15 protein-coding genes and 1 pseudogene are annotated in these 18,340 nt (G+C 70.2%); 7 read left to right on the top strand and 9 right to left on the bottom strand.

The annotated features are described in order from the left end of the window. Positions 1–46 precede the first annotated feature (46 nt). Both ACH34R_RS20280 and ACH34R_RS20275 read left to right on the top strand, forming a co-directional pair. Positions 47–1,111: an aminotransferase class V-fold PLP-dependent enzyme gene (locus tag ACH34R_RS20280; protein ID WP_397563016.1), complete on the top strand. Its 1,065-nt coding sequence runs from the start codon at positions 47–49 to the stop codon at positions 1,109–1,111. Between the two features lie 43 nt (positions 1,112–1,154). Next, positions 1,155–1,505, top strand: coding sequence for an ArsR/SmtB family transcription factor (locus ACH34R_RS20275; RefSeq protein ID WP_397563015.1), 351 nt, complete (start codon positions 1,155–1,157; stop codon positions 1,503–1,505). Positions 1,506–1,510: 5 nt separating this feature from the next. Here ACH34R_RS20275 and ACH34R_RS20270 read toward each other — a convergent pair whose 3' ends face one another. Beyond that, positions 1,511–2,593, bottom strand: coding sequence for a tyrosine-type recombinase/integrase (locus tag ACH34R_RS20270; protein WP_397563014.1), 1,083 nt, complete (start codon positions 2,591–2,593; stop codon positions 1,511–1,513). Positions 2,594–2,984: 391 nt separating this feature from the next. On the opposite strand from ACH34R_RS20270, the gene ACH34R_RS20265 reads away from it, so the two are divergent. Next, positions 2,985–3,923 (top strand): zinc-binding dehydrogenase, encoded by a 939-nt coding sequence (locus ACH34R_RS20265; RefSeq protein ID WP_397563013.1) that lies wholly within the window; start codon positions 2,985–2,987, stop codon positions 3,921–3,923. 23 nt (positions 3,924–3,946) lie between these two features. Next, positions 3,947–4,864, top strand: coding sequence for a cupin domain-containing protein (locus tag ACH34R_RS20260; RefSeq protein ID WP_397563012.1), 918 nt, complete (start codon positions 3,947–3,949; stop codon positions 4,862–4,864). A 284-nt stretch (positions 4,865–5,148) separates the two neighbouring features. On the opposite strand, the gene ACH34R_RS20255 is transcribed toward ACH34R_RS20260, so the two are convergent. After that, complete coding sequence (locus ACH34R_RS20255) at positions 5,149–5,619, bottom strand: hypothetical protein (RefSeq protein WP_397563011.1); 471 nt, start codon at positions 5,617–5,619, stop codon at positions 5,149–5,151. A gap of 453 nt (positions 5,620–6,072) precedes the next feature. On the opposite strand from ACH34R_RS20255, the gene ACH34R_RS20250 reads away from it, so the two are divergent. Further along, on the top strand, positions 6,073–8,640 hold the full coding sequence (locus ACH34R_RS20250) for an FG-GAP-like repeat-containing protein (protein WP_397563010.1): 2,568 nt from the start codon (positions 6,073–6,075) through the stop codon (positions 8,638–8,640). A gap of 55 nt (positions 8,641–8,695) precedes the next feature. Here the strand turns inward: ACH34R_RS20250 and erm are convergent. Then, positions 8,696–9,492: pseudogene (erm, locus tag ACH34R_RS20245) on the bottom strand (ErmE/ErmH/ErmO/ErmR family 23S rRNA (adenine(2058)-N(6))-methyltransferase). Positions 9,493–9,817: 325 nt separating this feature from the next. Continuing rightward, the gene (locus ACH34R_RS20240) at positions 9,818–10,072 is read right to left on the bottom strand and encodes a helix-turn-helix domain-containing protein (RefSeq protein WP_397563009.1); all 255 of its coding nucleotides are present in this window, start codon (positions 10,070–10,072) and stop codon (positions 9,818–9,820) included. Positions 10,073–10,189: 117 nt separating this feature from the next. Between ACH34R_RS20240 and ACH34R_RS20235 the strand changes: the two genes are divergently transcribed. After that, on the top strand, positions 10,190–10,951 hold the full coding sequence (locus ACH34R_RS20235) for a MerR family transcriptional regulator (RefSeq protein ID WP_397563008.1): 762 nt from the start codon (positions 10,190–10,192) through the stop codon (positions 10,949–10,951). A 13-nt stretch (positions 10,952–10,964) separates the two neighbouring features. On the opposite strand, the gene ACH34R_RS20230 is transcribed toward ACH34R_RS20235, so the two are convergent. From ACH34R_RS20230 to ACH34R_RS20220, 3 genes are all read right to left on the bottom strand, one after another. After that, the gene (locus tag ACH34R_RS20230; RefSeq protein WP_397563007.1) at positions 10,965–11,699 is read right to left on the bottom strand and encodes a GNAT family N-acetyltransferase; all 735 of its coding nucleotides are present in this window, start codon (positions 11,697–11,699) and stop codon (positions 10,965–10,967) included. Between the two features lie 8 nt (positions 11,700–11,707). After that, positions 11,708–13,138 (bottom strand): adenylosuccinate lyase, encoded by a 1,431-nt coding sequence (gene purB / locus ACH34R_RS20225; protein WP_397563006.1) that lies wholly within the window; start codon positions 13,136–13,138, stop codon positions 11,708–11,710. A 78-nt stretch (positions 13,139–13,216) separates the two neighbouring features. Beyond that, positions 13,217–16,462: an efflux RND transporter permease subunit gene (locus ACH34R_RS20220; RefSeq protein ID WP_397563005.1), complete on the bottom strand. Its 3,246-nt coding sequence runs from the start codon at positions 16,460–16,462 to the stop codon at positions 13,217–13,219. 151 nt (positions 16,463–16,613) lie between these two features. On the opposite strand from ACH34R_RS20220, the gene ACH34R_RS20215 reads away from it, so the two are divergent. Then, complete coding sequence (locus ACH34R_RS20215) at positions 16,614–17,102, top strand: MarR family winged helix-turn-helix transcriptional regulator (protein WP_397563004.1); 489 nt, start codon at positions 16,614–16,616, stop codon at positions 17,100–17,102. Between the two features lie 22 nt (positions 17,103–17,124). Here the strand turns inward: ACH34R_RS20215 and ACH34R_RS20210 are convergent, their stop codons facing one another. Together ACH34R_RS20210 and ACH34R_RS20205 are read right to left on the bottom strand one after the other, a co-directional pair. Beyond that, positions 17,125–17,661 carry an alpha/beta fold hydrolase gene (locus ACH34R_RS20210; RefSeq protein ID WP_397563003.1) on the bottom strand — a complete coding sequence of 179 codons (537 nt, stop codon included), beginning with the start codon at positions 17,659–17,661 and terminating at the stop codon, positions 17,125–17,127. A 35-nt stretch (positions 17,662–17,696) separates the two neighbouring features. Next, positions 17,697–18,332, bottom strand: a complete 636-nt coding sequence (locus tag ACH34R_RS20205; protein ID WP_397563002.1) for a LysE family translocator — start codon at positions 18,330–18,332, stop codon at positions 17,697–17,699. Between the last annotated feature and the right edge of the window lie 8 nt (positions 18,333–18,340).

The following is an 18,340-nucleotide window of genomic DNA, read 5'->3' as shown; positions in this document are numbered from 1 at the left end:
CCACCCGGAAGGTCCCGATGCACCCGCCGTACGCCCGCACCCGCCGATGACCGCGCCCACCCCCGACCCCCTTCCCCTGCACGCCGCGCGCGACCTGTGGGACCCGCAGCCCGGCTGGCTCAACACCGCAAGCTACGGCCTGCCGCCGCGCACCGCCGTCGCCGAACTCCAGCGCGTCATCGCCCAATGGCAACGCGGCGACACCGACTGGACCGCCTGGGACGCCGCCACCGGCCGCGCCCGCGACGCCTTCGCCCGCCTCGTGGCCGCCCCGCCCGCCGACATCGCCATCGGCGCCACCGTCTCCCAGGCACTGTCGGCCCTGGCCGCCGCCCTGCCCCCCGGCGCCGAGGTCCTCGTCCCCGAAGAGGAGTTCACCTCCAACCTGTTCCCCTGGGCCGTCAGCACCCGCCTGCGCACCGTCCCGCTGGAGCGCCTCGCCGACGCCGTCACCCCCCGCACCCACGTCGTCGCCTTCAGCCTGGTGCAATCGGCCGACGGCCGCCCGGCGCCCACCGCCGACATCCTCACCGCCGCCCGCGACCACGACGCCCTCACCGTCACCGACGCCACCCAGGCGTGCGGCTGGCTGCCCGTCCAGGCCACCCGCTTCGACCTATTGACCTGCGCCGCCTACAAATGGCTGATGGCCCCCCGCGGCGCCACCTACACCTACCTGTCGCCCCGCGCCCGCGAGCACATGCGCCCCATCGCCGCCAACTGGTACGCCGGCTCCGACCCCGGCGGCTCCTACTACGGGCCGCCGCTGCGCCTGGCCCCCGCCGCCCGAGCCTTCGACCTGTCCCCGGCGTGGTTCAGCCAGGTCGGCGCCGCCGTCACCCTGGAACTGCTCGGCCGTATCGGCGTGCCCGCCGTCCACGACCACGACACCGCGCTGGCCGCCCGCTTCTGCGCCGGCCTGGGCCTTGCGCCCACCGGCGGCGCCATCGCCACCGCCCCGGCGGACGCCGCCGCACTGCGACGGCTGGCCGAGGCCGGGGTACGCACCGCCGTACGCGCCGGCCGGATCCGCACCTCCTTCCACCTCTACACCACCGAAGACGACGTCGACCGCGCCGTGGCCGCCCTCACCGGCCACCACCCCACATAAATCAGCGTTGACTTATATAAGTGGTTCCTGACACGATGGTGGCGTGCACGCCTTCGACGTCCTGGGAGACCCCGTCCGCCGCCGAATCCTCGAACTCCTCACCGACGGCGAACTCCCCGCCGGGGAGATCACCACCGCCATCCAGCGCGAATTCGGCATCTCCCAGCCCGGCGTCTCCCAGCACCTGCGCGTCCTGCGCGACAACGGCTTCGCCACCGTCCGCCCCCAAGGCACCCGCCGCCTCTACACCGTCGACGCGGCCGGCCTACGCGAAGCCGACACCTGGCTCGCCGCCTTCCGCCGCTTCTGGGCCCCCCACCTCGACGCCCTCACCACCGAGATCGCCCGCGGCAAACGCGACCGCCGCCGCACCACCGAAACAGGGGAGCACTAGCCCCCTCACCGCTCACGCCGATCACGCAACAACGGATGCGCCCGCATCGCCACCTCAAGCTCCCCGGGCAGCTCATCACGGTAACGCCCCAGCGTCGACAGATCACTGTGCCCCAAGACCCGCCGCACCGCGTCCATGTCCACCGCATCGGCCAGCAGATGCGTCGCCGTCGTATGCCGCAACCCGTGCGGAGTCACCGTACGCCGATGCGCCACCTCCACCCCCCGCTGCACCCGATCGATCACCGCCTGCACATCACCCCGCGCCAGCCGCCTGCCCCGCCACGACAACAACAACGCCCCACCCGCACCGCCCCCACCGCCGGAGCCGCCCCCCACGCACCGCCGCCGCTCACCACCCAGATACCCCTCCAGCACCACCGCCACATCCGCCGGCAACGGCACATCCCGCGTCCGGCCCCCCTTACCGAAAATCCGCCAATAACGCACCCCGTCATTGACGAAGAAATCCTCCACATTGGCCCGCACCAGCTCCGACACCCGCGGACCCACCGCCACCAGCAGCAACACCACCAGCGCGTCACGCACCTCCATACGCTGATCCCGCCGCCGCGCCCGCCCCGCCACCGGCCCCGCGCTCTCACCCGCCCCCAGGGCCCGCGCCGCGCCGATCAGCCCCGTGGCCTGCTCCCGCGTCAACGCCCGCCGCTCGGCCCGCAACCCGCCCCGCTGACGCGCCGACACCGTCACCGACGCCATCGGATCCACCTGCACCCACCCCGCCAGCACCGCATACTTGAACAACGCCGAAACCGAACGCCGAAACCGCGCCTGAGAGGCCGCGCTCTGCACCGCCCCACCCGCAGACCGCTCCACCACCGCCGCGGCCGGGCGCCGCCCATCCGGCTTACGCGCGAACGCCAGCAACACCGCGTCCACATCGGCCCCGTCCAGATCGTCCAGCACCCGCCCGCCGCCGGCCAGCTCCACGAACGTCGCCACATCCCGCGCATAGACCTCCGCCGTCGCCGGCGACAACCCACCCGTCAACGTCCGCGCCCGGACCAGCTCCACATAACGATCGGCCGCCTCGGCGACCGACAGACGGTTCAACGCAGCGGGCCGCATGATCTCGGCGATTCCTTCCAGCCGGCGACAGCAGACGACGTGATCGCCAACCTACCCGCCGCCGCCGACATTTCCGCAACCCCCGCCAACACGGGGGAGCGGGAGAGCGCGACGCCCCCGGTCATCGACCAGCGGCGTCATAGGGCTCCCAGCCGAGATCACCCCTCCTGGCGAACCGGACCCATCACCACCCGGTCACAACTACGCGACCTGCTCGAAGACACCACACCGGCAGCACTGACACAGATCGTCAACTAATCGGCTCTCACGGGACTGGTCGCCAAGCCGGCCCTGCGTAGGGTTTCAAACAGGTGGCAGTGCGACATCCACGCACTCCACCCCCTACAGCGCCAAGCGTTCAGACACATCCACGAGAGAAGGAAACACACCCATGCGCGCCCTTGTGGTCGATCACGGCGAAGCCGGACCCGTCCGGTTCGCCGATGTCGATGAGCCCATGCCGGCCAGCGACCAGGCGCTGATCGAAATACGACACATCGGCCTCAACTTCGGAGAGCTGAACTACGTGCGCAAATGGCCGACCGGCGTCGTGCACGGCCACGACGCGGCCGGCATCGTACTGCGCGCCGCATCCGACGGCTCGGGACCACCCGAAGGCACGCGCGTCGCACTCGGAATGGCCGCCCACGCATGGGCAGAACGGGCCGCGGTCAGCCCCGCCTCACTCGGCACCGTCCCCGAAGGCGTGGATCTGGCCGACAGTGCCGCACTCGGCATCGCCGGAATCACCGCACTTCGAGTACTGCGCAGGCGCTCCCTGCTGGCACGCAACGTCCTGATCACCGGCGCCAGCGGGGGAGTGGGGCACTTCGCCGTCCAACTCGCGGCACTGGCAGGCGCCCGGGTGACCGCACTCGTGGGCTCACCGGACCGCGCCGCCGGACTCCGCGAACTCGGAGCCCACAAGATCATCACCGACCTGGCCCAGACCGAACACCACTTCGACCTCGTCCTGGACACGGTCGGCGGGCCGCTGGTCGCCCAAGCATGGAGCCACCTCGCCGAAGGCGGCACCATCCACCTGGTCGGCTACTCCTCCGGGCAGGACACCACGTTCCCAGCAGAGGCCTTGTCCGGCTTCGGCGAACCCCGCAGCATCACCACCTACGGCGACCTGACGCCCGGCTTCGTGACGCCCGGCGTCATAACGCCGACCAGCGCCGACCTGACGGACCTGCTGGACCTCATGGCCACCGGAAGACTCACGGCACCGGTCGGACTACGAGGCGACTGGCAGGACGTGCACGCCGCCGTCCAGGCACTGTTCGCAAGAAAAGTGCACGGAAAGATCGTTCTTGACGTGGCCTGACGCCCGCCCACGAGAATGGAACGATGGACATACTCGCCGAGGCCTTGCGTGTGTCGGGTGCGCGAGGAGCGCTCGGGGTCGTGCTCAAGGCCGGAGGAACCTGGGGCATGTGGAAGGACTCCTCTCCGGCGGCGGCACTGCACGTGGTCGCCCACGGCGCGATGTGGCTCCACGTCCCGGGCGAGAAACCCCTGGAGGTACACGCAGGAGACGCCGTCCTGCTCTCGCCCGGCACCGCCCACGGGATAGCCGGCGGACCCGACACCATAATGGGCCCCTGCGACCGGAAGGCGGCGGCCCAGGCCATCACCGACGGCAGCGCCCTGCACCTGGGCTCGACGCCGGCGCACACCGAAGTGCTCGTCCTGCGCTATGAACAGGACCCGGAGGTGAGCACCCCGGTGCTCACCTCCCTCGTCCGGCCGATGCACGTCAGGAGCCGGGAGAACGCACAGCTCAAAAAGACCGTCGAACTTCTCACCGCGGAGCTCGCCCAGCCGCAGATCGGCACCACCGCCGCCCTCAACAGCCTCATCGACCTACTGCTCATCCAGTTCGTACGCGTCTGCCTGGCCCGTAACCCGGACAAGCAGCCCGGCTCATGGCTGGGCGCGATGCGCGATCCGGTCGTACGCGACGCCCTGGAATGCGTCCACGCCCGACCGGAACACCCCTGGACCACCGAGTCCCTGGCCGCCGCGACGGCGGTCTCCCGCACGACACTGTCCAGGCATTTCCGCTCCGCCCTCGGACAGACACCGGGCGCGTACGTGACGCAGTGGCGCATGGACCTGGCGTCCGTCCGGCTCCGCGACACCGACGAGCCGGTCGAGTCGATCTCCGGCGCGGTCGGCTACGCCTCTCCGCACGCTTTCAGCCGCGCCTTCCGGCGTGCCCGGGGCATGCCCCCGGGCGAGTACCGTTCCCGGCTTCGCAAGTGATCGCGATAGCCCACTACTTCAAGCGCCTGATCGGTCACACTGAGAGATCGGGTGATCATAGACCCCTCAGGGCAGGGGAGTGGTGAGCACGAGCCGGGAGCGCGGCCTCCGGCGGAGGCCACCGCCGCGCCGGCAAGGTCATCGCCTGCGAACTCGGCCACCGCCTCGCCGCCCGTCGCGGACCGGCCTGCCGTCCGGCGAAAACCACCGAATAGAATGAAACTCAGCACATTCTGATACCAGACAGAATCCACCTTCTGTCCGGTATCGCATATTTTCCCAGGTCAGGCGGTATCCGCCTCCGGCTCAAGCGCGTTCACGAACGCCGCCGCCTCGGCCTGACCCATCCCGGTCTCACCCCGGACCAGGTGAACCGCCTGCTCAAAACGCCCGGACGCCTTCAGCTCACGGGCACGCCCGGCCAGAGTACCGATCAGCGGTGACACCGGGCGACCGGGCGAAGCGGACAGCGGCCGCCCGGCGGCGATCGCCTCGGCGGCCAGTTTGGCCTCCTTCAGGCCCAGCGTGGTCTCCTGCCTGATCAATTTGATCGCGTGGAGCAGGCGACCGGCGTCGGTGAGCGCGCGTACACGCCGTTCCAGGTCATACGACAGGGCCGGCGGTGGCTGCGGTACGTGCTCGCCTCTGTTGCGGGCGGCGGTGCGCGCCAGCGAGATGACGCCGATCACTACGAGCACGGCGAAGATGAGGAAGCCGCCGAGCATCAACAGTTCTGTAGGTCCGAGTCCTGCCACGGTGTGATCGTACGATGTTCCGCCGCTTTTCACCCCTTCCGCGAATGCTCGATAATGAACATTATGTCAAGTAGCGCGGAGCCGGGCCCCTCCTCGGCCAGGCCGGCGGGGATCGTCCGACGGACACTCCTGCGCCACCGCCGGGCACCCTGAGTCCGCTCCGAGGTACATGTCGCCCCGCCGGCGGAGGCCGGGCGCAGGTGGTGTTCGAGCCGGCGCCTGCCGTACGCCTTCCGGCAAGACCGCCCGGCGGCCCTCCCCCGCCTTCGCGGCAATTCGCCCTTACCATCGGTAAAGGGTTTTCGGGTACCGAAAAGCCGGTGATGGCGTCCAATGCGGCGGTGTTGAGGTGGCACTTCGCATGCCGGGCATTCCAGACCTGGACACGATTCCCATCCCATGCTGTATTCCATCTCAGTGCGCTTTACCCGCCGCCTCACTGGGAGTTGTGAGTTGGATACGATTCCGCAGCGGCTCGTCCGGGTGCTGCTCGTGGCGATGCTCGCGGTCGCCACCGCCACGGTTTCCGGCCGGTCGCCGTCGCACGCAGAAAGGGCCCCGTCACCGTCTGCGCATATCGTTCAGGAGGACACCGATCCGGTGCTGTACTGGAACGGCGTCCTGCAGGAGGCGTTTCGCCGGCAGGCGAAGGGGGCGCCCGGGCCGTTGGCCCGGGCGGGAGCGATGATGCACACGGCGATCTTCGATGCGCTCATGTCGATCGAGAAGATCGCCAATCCCTACGGCCAGCCGCCTTTCCAGCCGTATCTGCGCACCGTCGCCGCCGATCCGGCCGCCGCCGTCGGCAGCGCGCGGGAGTGGGCCATCGGGTACGCCGCCCGCGACACGCTGACCTCCGTTTTCGCAGCTCAGGCCGGGTATTTCGACAGCGCGCTCACCGCGCGGCTGGCCGGGTTCTCCGCTGGCACGCCGCCGGAGAGCCAGGCCGCGGCGGCGAGTGTCGGCCAGGGCGTCGCGCAGCTGATCATGGAGGCGCGTGCCGATGACGGATCGGGCGATCCGGCGGCCTACACCTTCGAGCAGACCCCGGGTGCCTGGCAGTTGTCCGAATCTTCGAATTGCGATGCCCCTTCCGATGCGGTGACCCCGGGGTGGGGCAGGGTGCAGCCGTTCGGTGTGCCGACGCTGGAACCGTTCTTGCGGAGGTTCCCGCAGGGCTTCACCTCCTACCAGGAGGCGTTGTCCAGTCCTGCCTACGCCGCGGCGTTCAAGGATGTGAAGGAGAAGGGCGCGCGTGAGGGTTCCACGCGTGTCGGCGATGAGGAGGAGGTCGCCTTCTTCTGGGCCAATGACCTTGACGGCACCTACAAGCCGCCCGGTCAGTTGTTCGAGCACACGCGTATCGTCTCCAGGGATCAAAGCCTGGGGCTGGTGGCGAATGCCCGGTTGTTCGCGCTGGTGGGTTTGTCCATGGCGGATGCGGCCATCGCGGCGTGGGATCGTAAGTACTTGACGGCGATCGATCTGTGGCGGCCGCAGACCGCGATCCGGCTGGCCGGGACCGACGGCAACCCCGATACCGAGGCCGACTCGGCGTGGGAGCCGCTGTCGCGGGACCGGAACGGCGATCCTTTGTCGCCGTGTTTCCCGGCGTGGGTGTCGGGTCATGCCACGTTCGGCGGCGCCTGGGCGGGGGCGATGTTCGGCTTCTTCGGTGGCCGTGACATCCCGTTCACGGCCACCACCGAGGACCCGGCGGCGCGCAGGGCCGACGGTACGTTCCCCACGCGGCGCTTCGCCACGTTCGGCCAGGCGGCTGAGGAGAACGCCAGGAGCCGGGTGTATCTCGGGGTTCATTTCGAATGGGACGACAACGACGGTGGCATCATCGGTGACCAGATCGCCAAGGACATCGTCGCCACCAGGTTGCGGCCGTCGGCCGCCAGTGATGGCCGTACCGACATCGGGACGGCCTACAACTACAGCGACCAGGCGGAGGGCGTCGCGCTGCACACCTGGAGGTCGAACGGTTCGGGGCTGGACTATCCGAGGGTCCGGTGGCAGGGCCAGGAGTGCCGGCCCGCTGATCCTTCGGCGGGGCTGTCTCCGGGCAGTCAGTTCGTCTCGGGTGATTTCAACGCCGATTTCCGCACTGATGTGGCCTGTTTCCGCATCAATGACGATCATTCGATGCACCTGCTGGTGTGGATTGCCACGCCGTCGGGTTTCCAGGCGCCTCAGGTGGTGTGGTCTTCGGCCAATTGGGGTGAGGCGGGCAGGACTCAGGCGTTGGCCGGGGACTTCAACGGTGATGGGCGTACCGATCTGGCGGCAGCGTACAACTACCATGACGGGGATCGGAATGTGGCGTTGTGGGTGTGGCGTGCGACGGCCAGTGGGTTCGAGTACCCGAAGCGGAAGTATTTCGGGCAGGTCTGCCGGGTTCCCGACATCACGCGGCCGTTGTCGGACAATTCGCGGTTCGTGATCGGGGACTTCAATGCCGACCGCCGCAGCGATGTGGCGTGTTTCCATGTGCAGGACAGCCGCGCCGCGCAGTTGGTGACGTGGGCGTCGGTGCCCGGTGACGGGCTGGACGGCTTCAAGCTGGAGGCGCCGCAGGTCAGGTGGACCGGCCCCACCTGGGGTTCCCCGTATCGCACGCAGGTTTTCAGCGGTGATTTCAATGGTGATGGGCGGCTCGATTTCGCCGCGGCGTACAACTCGCAGGACGCCACCCAGAACGTGCGGATGCTGACCTGGAGATCGCTCGGGCAGCAGGGCTTTGCAAATCCGCAGATCCAGTGGGAGGGGCCGCAGTGCAAGGCGCCGGCCGTCGATCGGCCCCTGTCCGTCAACAGCGGTTTCGTGTCCGGCGACTTCAACGGGGACGGGTTTTCGGATGTGGCGTGTTTCCACATCAGTGACAGCCGGTCCGCCCAATTGATCACCTGGCAGGTCACGCGGGCGGGTTTCGGCGCGCCGCAGTCGATCTGGACGGGTCCTACGTGGGGGGCTCCGCTCAGGACCCAGGTCTACAGCGGGGACTTCAACAACTGAGAAGCCCCTGGGGTCCGCCGGACCGACCGGACCAGCGGACCCCACGCGCCGGGTCTCAGCCGTGCAGGGCGTCGAACAGGGTGATCCACTGGTCGGGGTGGACGAAGGCGACCACCGCCGAAGGGGGTACGCCGGCGTTGCGGAACGCCGCGTCCAGGTGGCGGGCGGGGAAGCGGCGGCGCAGGGAGGCCCGCAGGGTGCCGCCGACGCCGCTGAATCCGAGGTCCACCAGGTGCCGGTAGTCGCGCATGGCCCGCGGTGGGAGCAGGGCGGTGGGGCGGCGGCGGATGCGGATGATCGCCGAGTCGACGGCGGGGACGGGGCGGAAGCGGGTGCGGTCGATGCGGCCGGCCAGGTGCCAGGTGTGGCGGGGCCAGTCCTGGACGGTGACCTTGCTCCAGCGGCCGTAGTCGCCGGTGCGTTTCCTGGCGTACTCCAGCTGGGTGACCAAAGTGGCGGAGGTGAGGCCCGGGGCTTGCAGGCACCAGGTGATGATGCGGGAGGTGGCCGAGTAAGGGATGTTGCCGACGACCGCGAACGGCCCGTGGGGGCCGTGGCGGTGGCGAAGTCGGCGTTGATGATCTGGATGCGTTCCTCGCCTCGGGTACGGGCGGCCAGGCGCGCGGCGAGGCGGGGGTCGAGTTCGTAGGCGATGACCTTGCCCGCGTGGCGGGCCAGGGCTCGGGTGAGGGCGCCCTCCCCCGGGCCGGGTTCCAGGATGAGGCCGCCGGGCCGGAGGCGCGCGGCGTGGACGATGCGATCGATCTCATGGGGGTCGGTGAGGAAGTTCTGGGACAGGGTGCGCCGGTTACCGCTGGTGCGGCGATGATCGTGTGCGCGGGTACGCGCCATCGTGGTGCCCGCCCTTTCGGGTCCGAGAGTGAATGTGGGTCTCGGAGGCCCTGGGCACGCTGTTTTGGGGGCGCGGCGCGGTGGCGGCCACTCCCCCGGTTCGCGCGTGGGCGCGGCCGGGCGTGGCCATGGCTGAAATCCGCCGCTGAGGCGGACAAAAGGGGAGAAAGAGAGGGCGGCGCGTCCTCAGCGGGCCAGGGCCCGGGTGACGCGCGGCCGTGCGACCAGTTGCGCCACCCGCCAGGTGGTGCGGGTGAGGGCGCAGTAGCAGCACATGAGGTTCATGCTAGGCGGGATGCGGCGGGCCCGCAAAAGGGTTTTGCGGTCAGGCGGCGTGTCGTTCGGCGCACAGGGCGGCCAGGGTGTCCAGGGAGATGCCGAGGGCGGTGGCCAGGGCCGCGACGGTGAAGAAGGCGGGGGTGGGAATGCGCCCGGTTTCGATTTTGCGAAGGGTTTCGGCGGACAGGCCCGCGGCGGCGGCGACGGTGGTCATGCTGCGGTCGCCGCGGGCTTGGCGCAGCAGGAGGCCGAGTTGACGGCCTCGGTCGCGTTCTGGCTCGGTGAGCGGGGTGCGGACCATGTGAGCGATCCTAGACGACGGCCCGCCGCCCGCATCGGCTTGAGAGCTCGAGGGCTTGACCCTCACGTAACGTCAGGCCGCAGCATGGTCGATATCGGCGCGCCGGAAGGGGATGAGATGGGGCTGCCGGTGGGGCAGGTGGCGCGGCTGGCGGGCATCACCGTCCGCACGCTGCACCACTACGACGAGATCGGGCTGCTCACCCCCGGTGAGCGGACCGCCTCGGGCTATCGGCTCTACACCGGGCACGACCTCGAACGGCTGGAACAGGTGCTGTTCTACCGCGAGCTGGGGTTCGCCCTGGAAGAGATCGCGGCCATCTTGGACCAGCCCGGCGCCGACCGGATGACACACCTGCGGCGGCAGCATGAGCTGCTGATGCGGCGCATCGCCCGGCTTCGGGACATGGCCGCCGCCGTCGAACTGGCCATGGAGGCGCAAACGATGGGATTCGATCTTTCACCGGCCGAGCGGCTGGAGGTGTTCGGCCGGTTCCGGCCCGAGGACTACGCGGCCGAGGCGGAGGAACGCTGGGGCGGCGGGAAGGAGTTCGCCGAAAGCCGGCGCCGGGTGGCGGGCTACACCAAACAGGACTGGCTGCGGCTGCGTCAGGAAGGTGAGGAGATCGTGGCGGGCCTGGCCGCCGCGTTCGCCGCCGGTGAGCCGCCCGGCGGCATGACGGCGATGGATCTGGCCGAACGGCATCGCGGGCACATCACCCGCTGGTTCTATGACTGCGGGTATGAGGTTCACCGCGGGCTGGGCGAGATGTACATGGCCGACGAGCGGTTCGCCGTGCACTTCGAGCAGGTGGCCCCGGGTCTGGCCGCGTACGTGCGGGACGCGATCGCCGCCAACGCCGACCGCGCCGCGGGCTAGCCGGTGTCGTGTTCTAGCCGGTCTCGGCGACGGCGGCCTGGTACAGGCGGTAGCCGAGCCGCCGGTACAGGGCGATGGCGGCGGTGTTCCAGCCGTCGGCCATCAGGCAGGCGCGGCCGTGCGCGGCGATCAGGTGCTCGGTGACGAAGCGGCACACCCGCTCCCCCAGTCCCCTGCCGCGGGCCGGTACGGCGGTGGCCACCCCGGCCAGCAGGCCCGCGGTGGGGGCGCTCCAGGCGTCGGCGGCGACCGCGGCGAGGGTCTGGCCGTGGCGGATGCCGGCCCAGGCGCGGACTCCGGGAAGGCCGGGCACGGCGTAGGCGTCGGGGCTGGCATCCGCCAGCAGCGCGGCGACCTCTCCGGCCGCGGCGGCCGGTAACCACACCGCGCCGCCGTACCCGCCGCCCGGCGGCGGACCCGGCGGAGGCGGGGTGGTGGTGTCCATCCACACGAACCGCGCCGCCACCCGCAGCCCCGTCACACGGCGGGCGACCTGGGTGATCAGCTCATCGCCGCCCAGCGGCCGGTAGGTGGTCCCGCACTCCCCCAGCGTGTGCGCCACCAGCCGCGCCGCCGCCCCCGCGGGCCCGGCGACCGCGAGCCGGTCCCGGCGGCACAGGTCGGGGCTGGCCACCGCCACGGCATCGCCCAGCCGGAACGCGCGCACCCCGCCGTCCAGCCGCTGGGCCGCCCACATGACCAGCGAGTCATCGCCGGCGACGGCGCGGACCTCCGCCAGGGCGGTCACCTCGACGATCACAAGATGGCGGCCGGGGTGTAGGCGGCGGCGCCGGGGTGGCGGGCGGTGATCTGCCCGATGCGGGCCACCACGTCGGCGACCTGCGCCTGGGCGGCGCCGGTGAACGATGCGGCGTCCGACAGCAGGCCGGTGATGGCCGCCTCGTCCAGCGGGAAACGGGCATCGGCGCCCAGGCGGGCGGGCAGGGTGTTGCCGCCGCCGTGGGCGCGCATGTCCAGCGCCGCGGCCACCGCGTGCTCCTTGATCAGTTCGTGTGCGGTCTCGCGGCCGACCCCGGCGCGTACCGCGGCCATCAGCATCTTGGTGGTGGCCAGGAACGGCAGGTAGCGGCGCAGTTCGGTGTCGATGACCGCGGGGAAGGCGCCGAACTCGGCCAGTACCGTCAAGGTGGTCTCGCTCAGCCCGTCGAAGGCGAAGAACGCGTCCGGCAGCGCCACCCGCCGCACCACCGAGCAGGAGACGTCGCCTTCGTTCCACTGCCCGCCGGCCAGTTCGCCGCTCATCGCCGCATACCCCCGCAACACCACGGCCAGGCCACCGATCCGCTCACACGAGCGGGTGTTCATCTTGTGCGGCATCGCCGAGGACCCGACCTGCCCCTCCTTGAACCCCTCGGTGACCAGTTCGTTGCCGGCCATCAGCCGCACCGAAAGGGCCAGGCTCGCGGGGGCGGCGGCGAGCTGCACCAGCGTGGTGAGGACCTCATAGTCCAGGGAACGCGGATAGACCTGCCCGACGCTGCCCAGCCGGTGGGTGAAGCCCAGGTGGGCGGCGACACGGTCTTCGAGTTCGGTGAGCCGTTCGGGGTCGCCGCCGAGCAGGTCCAGCATGTCCTGGGCGGTGCCGACGGGGCCTTTGACGCCGCGCAGCGGGTAGCGGTCCAGCAGGCCGTCCAGGCGGGCGTAGGCGGCCAGCAGTTCTTCCGCGGCGTTCGCGAAGCGTTTGCCCAACGTGGTGGCCTGGGCGGGGACGTTGTGGGAGCGGCCGGTGATGACGGTCGCGGAGTGCTCGGCGGCCAGTGATGCCAGGCGGGCCAGGACGGCCACGCACCGGTCGCGCACATGCAGCAGGCTGTCGCGGATCTGCAGTTGCTCGACGTTCTCGGTCAGGTCGCGCGAGGTCATGCCCTTGTGGATGTGCTCATGCCCGGCCAGGGCGTTGAACTCCTCGATGCGGGCCTTGACGTCGTGGCGGGTCAGGCGTTCGCGGGCGGCGATGGACTCGGTGTCGACGTCGTCGATGACCTTCTCGTAGTCGCTGATCGCCGTCTGCGGGACCGCCACCCCCAGGTCGGCCTGCACCTTGAGGACCGCCAGCCACAGCCGGCGCTCGGCGATCACCTTGTGCCGCGGGGACCAGATGCGAGTCAGCTCCGGCGAGGCGTAGCGGGCGGCCAGGACGTTGGGGATGTGCGGCTTGTCGGTCACATCGCCGCAGTTTATCGGCCGGTCCCGAAGGTGGCGGCCGGTGGGGGCGCTCAGGTGTCCCCACCGGCCGGGCCGGGCTCACTTGGGTGCGGTGGCCTGCAGTTCCTTGCCGCCGGGACGGGAGTCGGCGGCGTGCTGCCCGCCCGCGGGCTTGCGCCGCAGTCGTTCCTTGGTCCGTTCGACCATCGTGTACAGGGTCGGCACCAGGACGAGGGTGAGCAGCGTGGAGGACACCAGGCCGCCGATCACCACGATCGCCAGCGGCTGGGAGATGAACCCGCCGGAGCCGGTCAGTCCCAGCGCCATCGGGATCAGGGCGCAGATGGTCGCCACGGCCGTCATCAAGATCGGCCGCAGTCGCCGCCTGCCGCCTTCCATCACGGCCTCCACCACGTCCATGCCCTGCGCCCGGTACTGGTTGACCAGGTCGATCAGCACGATCGCGTTGGTGACGACGATGCCGATCAGCATCAGCATCCCGATCAGCGCCGGGACGCCCAGCGGGGTGCCGGTGGCCAGCAGCAGCCCGAGTGCGCCGGTCGCCGCGAACGGCACCGACACCAGCAGGATCAGCGGCTGGATGAAGCTGCGGAACGTCGCCACCATGATCATGAAGACGATGGCGATGGCCGCGAGCAACGCCACCCCCAGGTCGGCGAACGCCTCCTCCTGGTCGGCGCTGACGCCGCCGATGCTCCAACCGGCGCCCGCGGGCAGGTTCAGGCCGTTCAGCTCGGCGGTCAGCGCCGTGGTGACACTGCCCAGGTCGCTGGCGGTGGCGCGGCCGGTCACGGTGGCGCTGCGCTCGCCGTCGATCCGGGTGACCTGCGTGGGGCCGTCGACCTCGGAGACCTCCGCCACGTCGTCCAGTTCGACGGCGCCGGTCGCGGTGGGCAGTTCCAGCTCGCGGATCTGTGACAGCGAGCCGGGGGCGTCATCGCCGCGCAGTACCAGGTCGGCGGCGCGGTCGTCCAGCGTGAGCCGCCCCAGTGGCGCACCGCGGAACGCCTGGGCGACGGCCTGGCCGATCGCCGTCTCGCTCAGGCCCCGCTCGGCGGCCTCCTTGCGGTCCACGCGCACCTCCACCCGCCGGGTGGCGGCCTCAAGGTTGGAGGTCACCTCCGACAGGCCGGGCACGCCCGCCATGGCCGAGGTGACCGTCTCGGCCGCGCGGCGCAGTGTGTCGGTGTCCGGGGCGCGGACGATGACCTGCATCTCGTTGGCGGAAAGGCCCGGGCCGCCGCCCTGTTCGCTGATGGTGACCTCCCCCACGCCCGAAAGGGCGGCCACCGCGGTGCGGATCTCGTCCTGTACGGCTGTGCTGTCGGCGTCCTCCTCCAAGGTGATGGAGAAGGAGGAGCGGTCGGCGATGCCGCCGCCGCCGGGCATGCCCATGACTCTGCCGCCCGAGCCCACGTTGACCTGATAGGACCGCACGCCCCGCATGCCGGTCAGGACCTCTTCGACCTTTTTGGCGGCGGCGTCGGTGGTGGCCAGGTCGGTGCCGGTCGGCATCCGCTGGGTGATCGACAGGGTGTTCTGCCCGGCCGCGGACAGGAAGTTGGTCTCCAGGCGTCCGGCCAGGCCCATGGTGCCGGCGAAGATGACCAGCCCGGCGAGCAGGGTGATCAGCCGGCGGCGGGTCGCGAAGCGCAGTACCGGCAGGTAGGCCCGCTGCAGGGGGCTGCGTAGTTCCTTGGCTTCGGCGCGTTCGCGGATGGCCTGCATTTCGGCGGGGGTGGCGGTGGGCGCCTTGAGGAACCAGTAGGCCAGTACCGGGATGACGGTCAGGGACACCACCAGTGATGCCAGCAGCGCGACGGTGACGGTGATGGCGAACGGGGCGAACAGTTCGCCGACCATGCCGCCGACGACGGCGATCGGCAGGAACACCGCCACGGTCGTCAAGGTGGAGGCGGTGACGGCGCCGCTGACCTCCCGTACCGCTGAGGTCAGCGCGGTGCGTTTGGGTTCGCCGTAGGCCAGATGGCGTTTGATGTTCTCAAGGACGACGATGGAGTCGTCCACGACCCGGCCGACGGCGATGGTCAGTGCGCCGAGGGTGAGCATGTTCAGGGAGTAGTCGCCGACCCACAGGGCGATGAGCGCGATGACCACCGACAGCGGGATGGACACGGCGGTGACGATGGTGGAACGCAGTGACAGCAGGAACACCAAGATGACCAGGACGGCGAAGGCGAGGCCGAGCAGTCCTTCGGTGGTGAGGTCCTTGATGGCGTGTTCGACGTAGGGGGCCTGGTCGAACACGACGGTGATGGGCACGTTGCCGAGGGCGGTCATCAGGGCGGGGATCTTGTCGCGTACGGCGTGCGAGATGGCCACGGCGTTGCCGTCGGGGGCCATGGTGATCGATACGCCGAGGCTGGGCTCGCCGTCGGTGCGGGTCAGTGTGGTGGCCTCGGTGATCTGCCGTTCCACGTCGGCGACCTCGCCCAGTTTGACGGGCTTGGGGGGCTTGGGGGCGGGCGGGGCCTTCGTCGGCGGGGCCTGCCCGGGCATGGTGGGGCGTTGTGCCTGCGATGCGGCCTGCTGCTGGGCCTGGAGCTGGGCTTGTTGCTGGGCCTGCTGTAGCTGGGCGGCCGATGGGGCCAGGTACAGGTTCTTCAGGTCCTCGATGGTCTCGATGCGGTTGCCGACCTGGACGGTCAGGGCCTTGTCGTCCTTGGTCAGGTTGCCCGCCGGGACGGGGCTGCCGTTGGCGCGCAGCGCCTCGCCGATCGCGGCCGGCGACAGGCCGTGCTTTTTCAGTTTCTTCTCGTCGGGGGTGATGACGACGTTCTCCTCGCGGGCGCCGGTCACCTCGGCTTCGCGTACCCCTTCCACCGAGCGGATCTCGGGCAGGGTGAGCCGGTCGAGTTTGTCGGCCATTTCCCGCTGGTCGCCGTCTTCTGCCACGGCCAGTACCAGTACCGGCAGGTCGTCGGTGTTGCCGGCGATGACCTGGGGGTCGACGTCGTCGGGCAGGCTGGGGCCGATGCGCGAGACCGCCTGTTGCATGTCGGCGACGGCGGCGTCGATGTCGACGCCGAAGTCGAAGGCGACCTGGATCTGGGCGAGGCCCTCGCGGGAGGTGGAGGTGATCTCGGTGACGCCTTCCATCCCGTCGAAGGAGTTCTCGATGGGTTCGGTGATCTGTTCTTCGACGATCTCCGGGGACGCTCCGGGGTAGGCGGCGACGACGAACGCTCCTGGGAAGGCGAGCGAGGGCAGCAACTGCTGCTTCAGCGCGGTGATCGCGAAAGCGCCGAAGGCGCTGAGCACGACCGCGATCAGTATGACGAGGCTGCGGTTGGCTAGGCTCAACCTTGCCAGGAAGGTCACGGGAACGAACTCCCTCAGAGTAAGCGGGGCAAAATGAGCGACATGCGAAGTTTTGCTCCACACTAACACTTTGCCTGGCGCAAATATTTAGCCCTATGCCTCGTTCCTGATAGCCTTCTCAGGAAGTCAAGAGGTGAGACACATCGACGAACGCGACGTGCTGATCAACCGGATCGCCCGCATCCAGCATGAGCTGGCGCGATACATTGCCCGAAGCCGATTCCTGCCCGGATCCGCCTCGAATCTGACAATGCGCCAGCTTCAGGTCACCGTGCTGCTGTCATCCCTCGGCTCGGCCTCCGGTCAAGACCTCGCCCGCCACCTCGGCGTCGGCCTGGCCACCGTCAGCGGCATCGTCGACCGCCTCGTCCGCCACGGCCTGGCCAGCCGCCACGAAGACCCCGCCGACCGCCGCGTCCGCCGCGTCGAACTGACCCCCAAGGGCAAGGCCCTCATCGAAGAACTCCAGGACACCGGCCTCGCCGGCCTGCGCCGCATCCTGGACCACCTGGACCTGGACACCCTGCGCATGCTCGACCTCGTGGGCATCCGCATGTACGAGGCCGGGCGGCGGCTACGCGAAGAAGAAGCACAGGCCGATTCGTCTTCGCCGCCTGGCTGAGGGGTTGTTCGTTGGGCTTTGGTCAAGCCCACCAGCCGATCGGCTTTACAAAGTAAATATCAGGTCGGTGATCTCGGCAGGCCGCTCCATGCTCGGCAGGTGACCGGCCCACTCCAGCTCCACCAGCCGGGCCGGCCTCGGGCCCCAGCCAGGTGTCCACGTTCAGCCGCACCGCGGCCTCCACCTCCCCCGCCGTCAGCAGGCGGTCCTCCTCGGCGATGAACGCCCGCAGATCGGGCGTCTTGGGCAGGCCGCACCCCGCGTCCAGCAGCACCAGGCTCCCGACCAGCTCCGGATGCGCCGTGGCCACCTCCAGCGCCACCTGCCCGCCGTAGGAGGCCCCGACCAGCAGCGCGGCCACATCACCGCAGTCGGCGTAGGGCACCGGCGAGGCGTACGGCGTGCGCCCATAACCGCGAAAGTCCAAGCGGATCACCCGCGAACGCGCCCCCAGGGCAGGCCACAGCGGGTCCCACATCCGGCCGTCGGCCGTCGAGGAATGCAACAGCACGGTGACCGGGTCTCCCGAACCGGCCTCCTCGAAGTACACCTCGCTCATCTTGAGCCCCCTCCCCCGCTCCCCGGCTCCCCCGCTCATCGGCTCTCGGCCGCCAGCCGCACGCCCAGGCCGATCAGCACCACGCCGGACGCCTGCTCCAGCCGCCGCCGCACCGCCGGACGCCCGAGCACCGCCCGGACCCGGCCGATCAGCCAGATCACCATCGCGTACCACAGCGTGTCGACCGCCGCCCACACCACCGCCAGCACGGTCAGCGTCGCCGGCGCGTCCGCGCCCGCGGGCACGAACTGCGGCAGGAACGCCATCGCGAACACCGCCGCCTTCGGATTGGCCAGGCAGGTGCCCAGCCCCGCCAGGTACGAGCCGCGCCACCCGCCGCCGGAAAGGCCCGGCCCGGCGACCTCCACGCCCCCCGCGGGCTCGGTGGCGGGGCGGCGGGCCTGCCACAGCGATTGGGCGCCCATCGCCACCAGCACCACCGCCCCGGCGATGCGCATCGTGTCATAGGCCACCTGTGAGGCCGTCACCAGCGCCGACAGGCCGAACGCCGCCGCCAGCGCCCAGGCCAGCACACCCGTCTCGTTGCCCAGCGTGGCGGCCATGCCCCGCCAGGGCCCGGCGCGCAGCGTCTGGCGCAAGATGACCGCCGTGCTCACCCCGGGCGTCATCGCGATCAGAAGGCAGGCCCCTGCGAAGGCCACGATATGCATGGCGTCAT

The organism is Spongiactinospora sp. 9N601, assembly GCF_044326295.1.
GTDB lineage: Bacteria > Actinomycetota > Actinomycetes > Streptosporangiales > Streptosporangiaceae > Spongiactinospora > Spongiactinospora gelatinilytica.
The sequence above is the reverse complement of the archived record's forward strand: the minus strand, read 5'-3'. Positions and strand labels throughout refer to the sequence as shown.

Excerpts from the sequence above, each read along its gene's own strand:
- ACH34R_RS20240 (WP_397563009.1), bottom strand. The coding sequence starts at position 10,072 with ATGGTCCGCACCCCGCTCACCGAGCCAGAACGCGACCGAGGCCGTCAA.
- ACH34R_RS20235 (WP_397563008.1), top strand. The coding sequence starts at position 10,190 with ATGGGGCTGCCGGTGGGGCAGGTGGCGCGGCTGGCGGGCATCACCGTC.
- ACH34R_RS20265 (WP_397563013.1), top strand. The coding sequence starts at position 2,985 with ATGCGCGCCCTTGTGGTCGATCACGGCGAAGCCGGACCCGTCCGGTTC.
- ACH34R_RS20280 (WP_397563016.1), top strand. The coding sequence starts at position 47 with ATGACCGCGCCCACCCCCGACCCCCTTCCCCTGCACGCCGCGCGCGAC.
- ACH34R_RS20270 (WP_397563014.1), bottom strand. The coding sequence starts at position 2,593 with ATGCGGCCCGCTGCGTTGAACCGTCTGTCGGTCGCCGAGGCGGCCGAT.
- ACH34R_RS20210 (WP_397563003.1), bottom strand. The coding sequence starts at position 17,661 with ATGAGCGAGGTGTACTTCGAGGAGGCCGGTTCGGGAGACCCGGTCACC.
- ACH34R_RS20205 (WP_397563002.1), bottom strand. The coding sequence starts at position 18,332 with ATGCATATCGTGGCCTTCGCAGGGGCCTGCCTTCTGATCGCGATGACG.
- ACH34R_RS20260 (WP_397563012.1), top strand. The coding sequence starts at position 3,947 with ATGGACATACTCGCCGAGGCCTTGCGTGTGTCGGGTGCGCGAGGAGCG.